We start from the raw sequence: 8,427 nt of genomic DNA on the forward strand, positions 1-8,427 counted from the left end.
TATTTGTGCAGTTCTCTCATGAATGCAGTACAGAACTTCATCACTTCAAAGTCACTTTTTCCTTTTGGATCAAAGTCACTTCCCCCTTTACCTCCACCTATTGGAAGACCGGTCAGTGCATTTTTAAGGATCTGTTCAAACCCTAAAAATTTCAAAATACCTTCATTGACTGATGGGTGAAAACGAAGACCACCTTTGTATGGCCCAAGTGAATTGTTAAACTGAACTCTGTATCCTGTATTGACCCGAATTTCATTGTTATCATTCATCCACTCGACTTTAAACTTGATAATTCTGTCAGGATTTGCCAATCTTCGAATAATGTTATGTTTTGCATACTTTTCATCCGCAAGATAAAGCGGAGCGATAGATATTAAAACTTCTTCAAGTGCCTGATAAAAAACATCATGTTCAATCCGATGGCTTTCTATGAGTTTGACTACCTCTTCTTTAATTCTCTTATGTGCATCTTCTAACGTTGGTTTCTTATTTGACATTTTTAATACTCCTTTGAATTATGATTTAAATACTGTGCATCTATGCTATACAAAAAGCTTATAGACATTAAAGTCTAACCTCTTTATATATTTAGTTTAACATAAAAATTTCGAATCCTGTTATCCTAAAACTCCTATTTTATAAATATTTTCACAGATAGATAGATAAAACTATTTATCAATACTACACGTATGAAAAAAGTATCATAAATAATACTATAAAGCTATTAGGTGTGGATAGACTATCTCATCAACAAGTTAGCAACACTAAAATATAAAACCTGAATACAAAAAAAGAAGTTAAAAATGAACAGACAAAAATTGTCTATCAAAAGAGATGAAAATAGTATATAATGTAAAAAAGGAGTTACTCATGATAAAAGATATTTTATATACTGGATTAGGCGGGGCACTGCTACTGAAAGAGCGGGTGGATGAGGAGATCGAAAAACTTCAGGAGCGTGGTAAACTCAGTAAAGATGATGCAACTGCATTCCTTGAAAAACTTCAAACACGTGGAGAAGAGGAAGAAGAAAAGTTTAAAGCACAAATAAAAGAGGCGCTTAAAGAAGTCATTGATGAAATGGGCTTAGCTACAAAGGAAGATATAGAGGCACTGAAAGATAAATAGTGCAGACATTTAAACTTTATTCTCCTCTTCGCATTTGGTATGTATTTAAAGTCTTACTGACACTCTATCTCCTCATAAGGAAGCGTGAACGATTTTTGGTCTTTTCACCTTTAAGTGCATCAGGACTTGTAGCAACCATCACACTTTTGGGAGCTAGCTTTATAAAACTTGCACAAGTGCTTGCAACACGTAATGATTTTTTTCCACCTGAATACCTCTCTAAGCTTAAAACACTTCATGATGAGCTTCCAGCGATGGATGAAAGATCGATGCAAAGTGTCTTTGATAAAGCATTTGCAGAGAACCCTTTTATCCGTTTTGAAAAAGAACCCATCGCTTCAGCTTCCATAGGTCAGGTACATGAAGCGTGGTTGGATGAAGAGACTAAAGTAGCTGTCAAACTAAGACGAGAGGGTATTGAAACACAAGTCAAAGCTGATATTCGTATTTTAAATGCATTTAATGTACTCTTTCGTCCACTTTTCTCACACTACACAAAAAACTCCATAGAAGCAGTTATCACAGAATTCGCGTCTATGATACTAAAAGAGGTCAGTCTTAATCAGGAGAGGACAAATCTTCTCAAGTTCTCCGAGATCTATGCCGATATGGATGTAAGGTTTCCCATCGCCTACGAATCTGTGAGCTGTGATGATGCATTGGTGATGAGTTTTGAAGAAGGATTTAGGTTCGATGACAAGGATGCAATGGAGAGATATCATATCGACATTGATAAGCTGATCGGAACATTAGTGGATTTTTACACGGAACAGATGCTTGTAAGAGGATTTTTTCATGCAGATCCACATCCGGGAAATCTATTGATATCCAAAGAAGGCAAGTTAATACTTTTAGATTTTGGTATGGTGAAACGCGTCCCGAATGAAACCCGTATTGCTATTATAGAGATGCTCAAAGCTGCCAACGAACAAGACTATGAACGCTATGTAAGCGCATGTAAACGTTTGGGTGTAGTGGCATATGATGCTCCCTTGTCAGAACTTGCAGAATTCACGGAAAGAATGTTCGAGATATTTAAAAACGACGCCTTAGACAGTTCAAGTATGCAAGAGCTTGCATTTGAAGTACTGGAACAGACAAGAAATCTTCCTTTCAAACTTCCTCAGGATGTTATCTATATCTTAAGGGTAAGTGCGATTATAGAAGGTTTGGGAACAAGCTATATTGAGAACTTTAATGGTATCAAAGATATTTTGCCTATACTGCAAAAAAATATTCCCCGAGCATTAGGTGCAAATGAAAGTATTATTGAGACCATTATAGATGAGTTTCAGAACTTACCTTTGGACCTGAAAGCCTTACGAAACAGTATCTACCGCATCAGTGAAGAGAACCTTTCCGTAGAGCTCTCTAAACCACAGCTAGAAACACTCAAAAAGTCACTCAGTGAGTCACTTTCCCCACTGATCATAGGCTTTATGTTACTTCTTTCATCGATTTTTGTACTGCAACTTGACCGTTCTTTAGAGTCAGTAGCACTCATACTTTTTGGAGCAGGGGTATTACGTCTCATATTTAGGAAATAATAGTTATTGAAGTGATCTAAGCAAACCTTATAAAGTTATCCATCCCCTTATATTAATAAGGAGAAGAAACCACTTTATACACTACTGTGTCACCCTCATAAAAAGGTTGATAGTAAGAGGAACCACATTGTCTATAGCTCACCCCACCGTGAACGAATGTTGTACATGTAGTTGGCATAGAAGCAGCAGCAACCATGGACCCTATGATCAAAGCTGATGACCAGGCAACAATGGCACGTCCACCCCAATAACCGTAGCGTCCGCCACCACCGTAATAATGATTTACATTTACATTTCTGTTCACATTTCTATTTCTGTTCACATTTCTATTCGTGTTTCTATTTCTATTTGCACTACCTCCACGATTTACATTGCCTGCACGGGCACGGCTACCGCCACCTCTACCACCACGGGCACCGCCACCTCGGCCTCCTCTTGCTTCAGCTGTATTCAGAAGAGAAATACTTAACTGTAGAGGAATTGCGCTGTAACCATTTTTTGCCTGAAAACCTGGATTAACATTTACAGAAGGAGAGAAGAATCCTATCATTGCTGCAACTATTGCAAACTTGACTAAAAATACATTTTTCTTTTTCATCATTTTTCCTTTATTCATTTGTACTTAGAACTGATATCTCTGCCGCATCTTTAGGTGCAGTAAAGATAAAATCATTATCTGAGATCTTTGGATTATCTTCCCAAGTGATCGAAGTGCTCAGAGCAGGGCGTCCTTCAACTGTTGTGTAAAAAATGGTATAGGTTTTAACCAATGGCTTGTCACCCGTTGTGATCCAAAGATGTACCTCTGCCTCATTGCCGCGAAAAGCAACATAATCACACTCTGTACCGTCTACCATCATGGTTCCAAAGTTTTTACTTTTTTTGAATTTTAAACGCTTGTCCATATCACTGTAGATCAGTTGCAACAAAGGTGCCTTGATTCCATATTTATCAAAAATAAAGTCAAGTGCATCATCAATCGTCTTTGGTGTTTTCATCAGTCCATAATACCCGAACCCATGATCCATCATCGTAAAAGTACCATCATTAAGATAACCACTTCTGTTACGAATATCCCCTTTGGTATCTACCCGTACCTTACCCGGTCTATCAACTTTTACAGATATATCGTGTCTATCCTTCTGTTTTACAAGTTCACCATCTACTATATCGTCCTCTAGAACAACTGCCTTAAAAGCATATTTATCCATACTGCCAATATATTGATATGACTTAGTCAATATATCTTTAGCAGACTGACCTTCTGCAAAGAGGCTCGATCCAGCAAGTAAAAAAACAACCCCTGCCATACAGAGGAATTTGTTGTAAATTTTCATTTTCTGTCCTTTTTATAATAGTTTGTATTTATAGTGTAACATAAAACCTAAGTTTTTTTAATACAAAAACTCCTAATTTAAAAAATATTACTTCTCAAGTATCTAGACAATTTTAAATAGTGATTTCTTGTTTCAAAACTTTACTAAAGTCATATGTTTTATAAGGTTTCGAAAATAAGATTCTTATCTATATACAGCTTTTTCGATAATAATCTTTTTGCATAAAATCTATTATTTGGATAAGATAAGACATATCTTAACACAGGGCTGTTATTGTGAAACAAGCATTAAAGTGGATTAGCTATATATTCCTCACATCCATTTTAATGAGTGCTGTGATAATACTTTTTTTACTTAACTCAACTAAAACAATACAGTGGGCTGCAGATACCTATGCCCCGCAGTATGGATTTGGGTACAAAAAGATTTCCGGTGGTCTTCTTACGGGTATTGAAGTTGAAGCGCTGACTTTTAAAGATGATTTACTGCTTGATAACTTAAAAGTAGGCTGGAATCCTGCCGCAATCCTCTATAAAAAAATCTCCATTACGCATCTGGAAACCAAAGGTTTGAATGTAGCAAATATCAAAAAACCTATAGAGGCTTTTATTCCTGCTGAGTCGAAAGAAAAAAACACCAGAGCTATTGTCCTTCCTGTCACTATCGGTGTGGGAGAATTATATTTATCCGTTAAGCCTTTTGATGAGAGTGGGATAGGGTTTAAAAATATTTCATTGGAGGGAGAAGATATTGTCTATGATGGAGAGGAAATTGATATTGATGATCTCTCGTTGCTTATGGATACTAATGTGGCAACGCTAAAGCTCAATGGATCTAAAGATGGAAAAAAGATCAAGATCAAAACACTTAGCGTGTTGGATCTGGATACGACTGCATTTCAACATCTTATTGATAAAATGATCGAAATAAACATCTATAAAGATATCACAGAATATGTTGAACCGGAAATTGAGAATTATAAAGCTGGACGAGAGAATAAGCTACCAAATAATATAGAAATTGATTCTTTTATTGTGATAACAAAACCAGGTGATCATCCCCGGTTGAGACTGAACAGAGGAGAGCTGAATGCAACGTCTGTTAAAGTTGATATCTATGGGATCATAGACCTTCAATCCGATACGCTTGAAATGCAATCTTACTCTATGCTTCTAGATACAAGCCTTGGCAGCTTATCTATGAAAAGTAAGTTAGAAGGTGAGAGGATAATCGTTGACTCATTATCACTACAGGATATAGATACAGTAGCGTTGACACAGTTTGTTAAATCTATAGAAAACAATCAAACGTATCAATCTGAATTTAAGGTGCCTCATAAAGATGAGAGTATAGAGACGAATAGTATGACAAATTCGTTATTGCCGAAATATCTTTATGTCAAGCATATGGACAGCTCGATAAAAAATGTAGCATACAACAATCTCCTTGTCAAAAGTGCTGAAGTGAATGCAACCAATGTGTTGTTGAATATGCGTACATTCATTGCGGAGAGTGGAGAAGTTGATGTAAATGCTGTGAGTGATCTTGTATCTTTGTCACAGCATGGAGTGATCAAAGATAATCATATAAAAGGTATGGGGCAGTTAATAGTACATAAAGAACTTTTTAAAATGTATGACCTGCCTTTAAACAAGGCTACATTCGATCCGATTGCTATGAAAATGATGGTTGATAAAAAGCAGGTAGTGATTGATTTTGATCTTAAGGATGGGGAATTACTTCAGAGACAAAAGAGTGTCTTTACTGTAGAAAATCTCTCCTTGACAAATCAAATCGTTTATAGATTCTCTGAAGGTAAACTAAGCATTAAAAACGAGGGAAATATTTCGACACTTTATGCAAAAGAGCTAAATTTTGAAAATCTCTTGACACTGAACGATGGTGTACTTGACTATAAAGGTAAGGTAATACCAGGTCTGATTGAAGGGATCGATAGTAACTATACCAAGCCCCTGAATGATTTGATAATCACTTACCAGGGTGATACCAAAAGTATAGAAGCACGTATAGAATCAGAGGGGTTGGAAGGCAAACTGATTTCTGCTGACCTGAAGAAAGGGGATCTCGCACTTTCGACGAAACAAGCGTTTGAGTTAAAGAACTTTATATCACTTCCCAAAGCACTCAATGCTTCCACAGCGTCAGTGGATATGCATCTTCCTTTGGATTTTTCAGCCATCTTTCCTCTCAAGGCAAATGCGAAGATAAGTTCCAACCTTGCGTCTGTTGATGCTGATATTGTTTATGACAAAGAGTGGAAGGTCATGAGTAAAACCATTTTTCCTGAAGATTCACTCCTGAGAACATTGAGTCCTAAGTTGAACCTTGATGCACTTAGCCCATTAGAAGCTGACCTTAGCATATTTGAAAAGTTTTTACACATGGACATCCGATCTAAGGGACTTACTTCCAAAGTTAAATTTGACCTAGAGAATAAAAACTTGGATGGAAACATGGTTCTGGCTGGTGCAGAATTCATCTTTAAGGGTAATGTTGAGAAAGAGCTGTCTTTAACGAATAGTGTTTCATCTTTGGAAGGTTTGTTGCAAAAGCTCTCTACGATCTATGCATTTGAAGTGCCACCTTTGGACGGAGATGTGAAGGTGGCTCTCATCATGACAGATATGCAAGATGTTGTGTTACAACTCCACTCCAATACACTTCTATATAGTGCAGATCATACTCTGAACGATACGATGGTCTCATTAGGATATTCAGGTGGAGAGATAGTGGTAAAAGAATATCATACTACTATTGATAAGAATAAGTTCTTTTCAACAAAACCATCCCTAATTACTTGGAATGAAGGGAATATAGAGATAGCACCTCTTTGGATTAATGATGGAGTGAAAGTCAAAGGAACCTATAACACTGAGACTCAAAAAGGAGAGTTTCTTGCGTCTGCCGACTCTTTTAAAAGTAATCTTGATATAGCTAATTTGGAAAATAATATCAATCTAAAGACCAGTATTGATGAGGATAAGACAAGTGTTGAAGGTACGGTTACGATCTTGGGTGGAGAGATTCATTATGACATGAATATAAAGACTTTTTCATCGGATAGGGATATTGTCAATGCGGAGGAGCTAAAGAAGAAAAAGAACAGTGTTTTTATGGATAATTTAACCACTTCCATTAATATCAATACAGAAAAACCGTTTATCTATAAAACGGAAGAGATAGATATGAAAGCCAATGCCGATCTTTGGTTGCAAAAGGTGGAAAAAGGTCCTCTCAGGATGTTGGGGATGGTAGAGATCTTAGAAGGTTCATGGTATCGTTTTAAAGATAAGAAATTTGGTTTAAAAAAAGGTACGATAAGCTTTACCGGAGATCCCAATAAACTGATCCTTGATATAGTGGCTATATATAAAACCGTACAGGCTGAGATAAGCATACATGTTACAGGTAGCCCCACTAATCCTGAAATTGTTTTATCATCTATACCTCCTATGGATAGACAAAAGATACTTTCCACAATACTCTTTGGTACACAGGAGAATGAGCAGGATATGAGTGAAGATGATATGATGAATATGATGGGTGATACGATGGCAAAATCTGTTTTTTCAAATACTGGTACGGGAATTGTAAAATCTGCTTTCTCAACAGTAGGAATCAATATTGATGCCATTCCTTTTATTGGTGACTCTGCTGATGCAGATCAATCAGAGAAAAAACTTTTTTCATTTTTTTCCAGAGAAGAAAAGGTTCGTATCCCTCATCATGAGATACACTTTAATGGACAGAAGGATGTTGATGAGAAAGCACTTCAGAAGGCAATGGGTGTTGATACCAAAAGTATATTTCAATTCTGGAAAGATGATAAACCTACCATCAATGACAAACTTTTGCCCACATTAGAACAGTCATTGCGGAATTTTTATGATTCCAAAGGCTTTTATGATGCAGCATTTTCGATTGAAACCTCAAAAACGGATGTCATCGTAAATATTAAAGAAAATGAACCAGTAAAGATCAATGATATTAATATTAGCAGTGATCACGATATTTCCAAGCTGATCACAATAAATAAAGGTCAGATATTCAGGTCAAAAGAGTTTGTATCGATCAAAAAAGATATTATAGAGAATTTATTGAAAGAGGGGTATTGCAGCTATGATCTTGACAGTAAAGCGTATGTATATCTGGATAGACATGAAGTAGATGTAAGGTTTAAACTCACAAAAGGTGATGTTTGCACCTTTGGAAAGACAAGCGTCGAGGGTCTTGATACGATCGATGATTCTGTTGTGATCTCAAGAGTAAGAGCTAGAGAAGGAGAACGCTTTAATATTGAGAGGATACGCGAAACCCGTGATGAAATCTATGCTCTTGATGCTTTTGATTCAGTATCGGTTAGACATGATCTAAAATATTATAATGTGGTACCC

The 8,427-nt window shown here is 36.5% G+C and carries 6 protein-coding genes; 3 read left to right on the top strand and 3 right to left on the bottom strand.

What is annotated here, in order from left to right; genetic code table 11:
* Positions 1 to 497: Glu/Leu/Phe/Val dehydrogenase dimerization domain-containing protein (locus tag WBM70_RS10205; protein ID WP_424558401.1), on the bottom strand; the 497-nt coding region annotated here is incomplete at its 3' end.
* A gap of 373 nt (positions 498 to 870) precedes the next feature.
* On the opposite strand from WBM70_RS10205, the gene WBM70_RS10210 reads away from it, so the two are divergent.
* Both WBM70_RS10210 and WBM70_RS10215 read left to right on the top strand, forming a co-directional pair.
* Positions 871 to 1,128, top strand: a complete 258-nt coding sequence (locus WBM70_RS10210) for a phasin family protein (RefSeq protein ID WP_424558402.1) — start codon at positions 871 to 873, stop codon at positions 1,126 to 1,128.
* Entirely contained in the window at positions 1,128 to 2,675 is a 1,548-nt protein-coding gene (locus WBM70_RS10215; protein WP_424558403.1) for an ABC1 kinase family protein, read from the top strand. Before WBM70_RS10210 ends, WBM70_RS10215 begins: the two co-directional genes overlap by 1 nt.
* Positions 2,676 to 2,727: 52 nt before the next feature.
* Here the strand turns inward: WBM70_RS10215 and WBM70_RS10220 are convergent, their stop codons facing one another.
* Positions 2,728 to 3,273, bottom strand: a complete 546-nt coding sequence (locus WBM70_RS10220) for a hypothetical protein (protein ID WP_424558404.1) — start codon at positions 3,271 to 3,273, stop codon at positions 2,728 to 2,730.
* 10 nt (positions 3,274 to 3,283) lie between these two features.
* Complete coding sequence (locus tag WBM70_RS10225) at positions 3,284 to 4,012, bottom strand: DUF2092 domain-containing protein (RefSeq protein ID WP_424558405.1); 729 nt, start codon at positions 4,010 to 4,012, stop codon at positions 3,284 to 3,286.
* A gap of 275 nt (positions 4,013 to 4,287) precedes the next feature.
* Here WBM70_RS10225 and WBM70_RS10230 point away from each other — a divergent pair.
* A partial coding sequence (locus WBM70_RS10230) for a translocation/assembly module TamB domain-containing protein (RefSeq protein ID WP_424558406.1) occupies positions 4,288 to 8,427 on the top strand: 4,140 nt, incomplete at its 3' end.

Source organism: Sulfurovum sp. (assembly GCF_049668085.1).
Lineage (GTDB): Bacteria > Campylobacterota > Campylobacteria > Campylobacterales > Sulfurovaceae > Sulfurovum.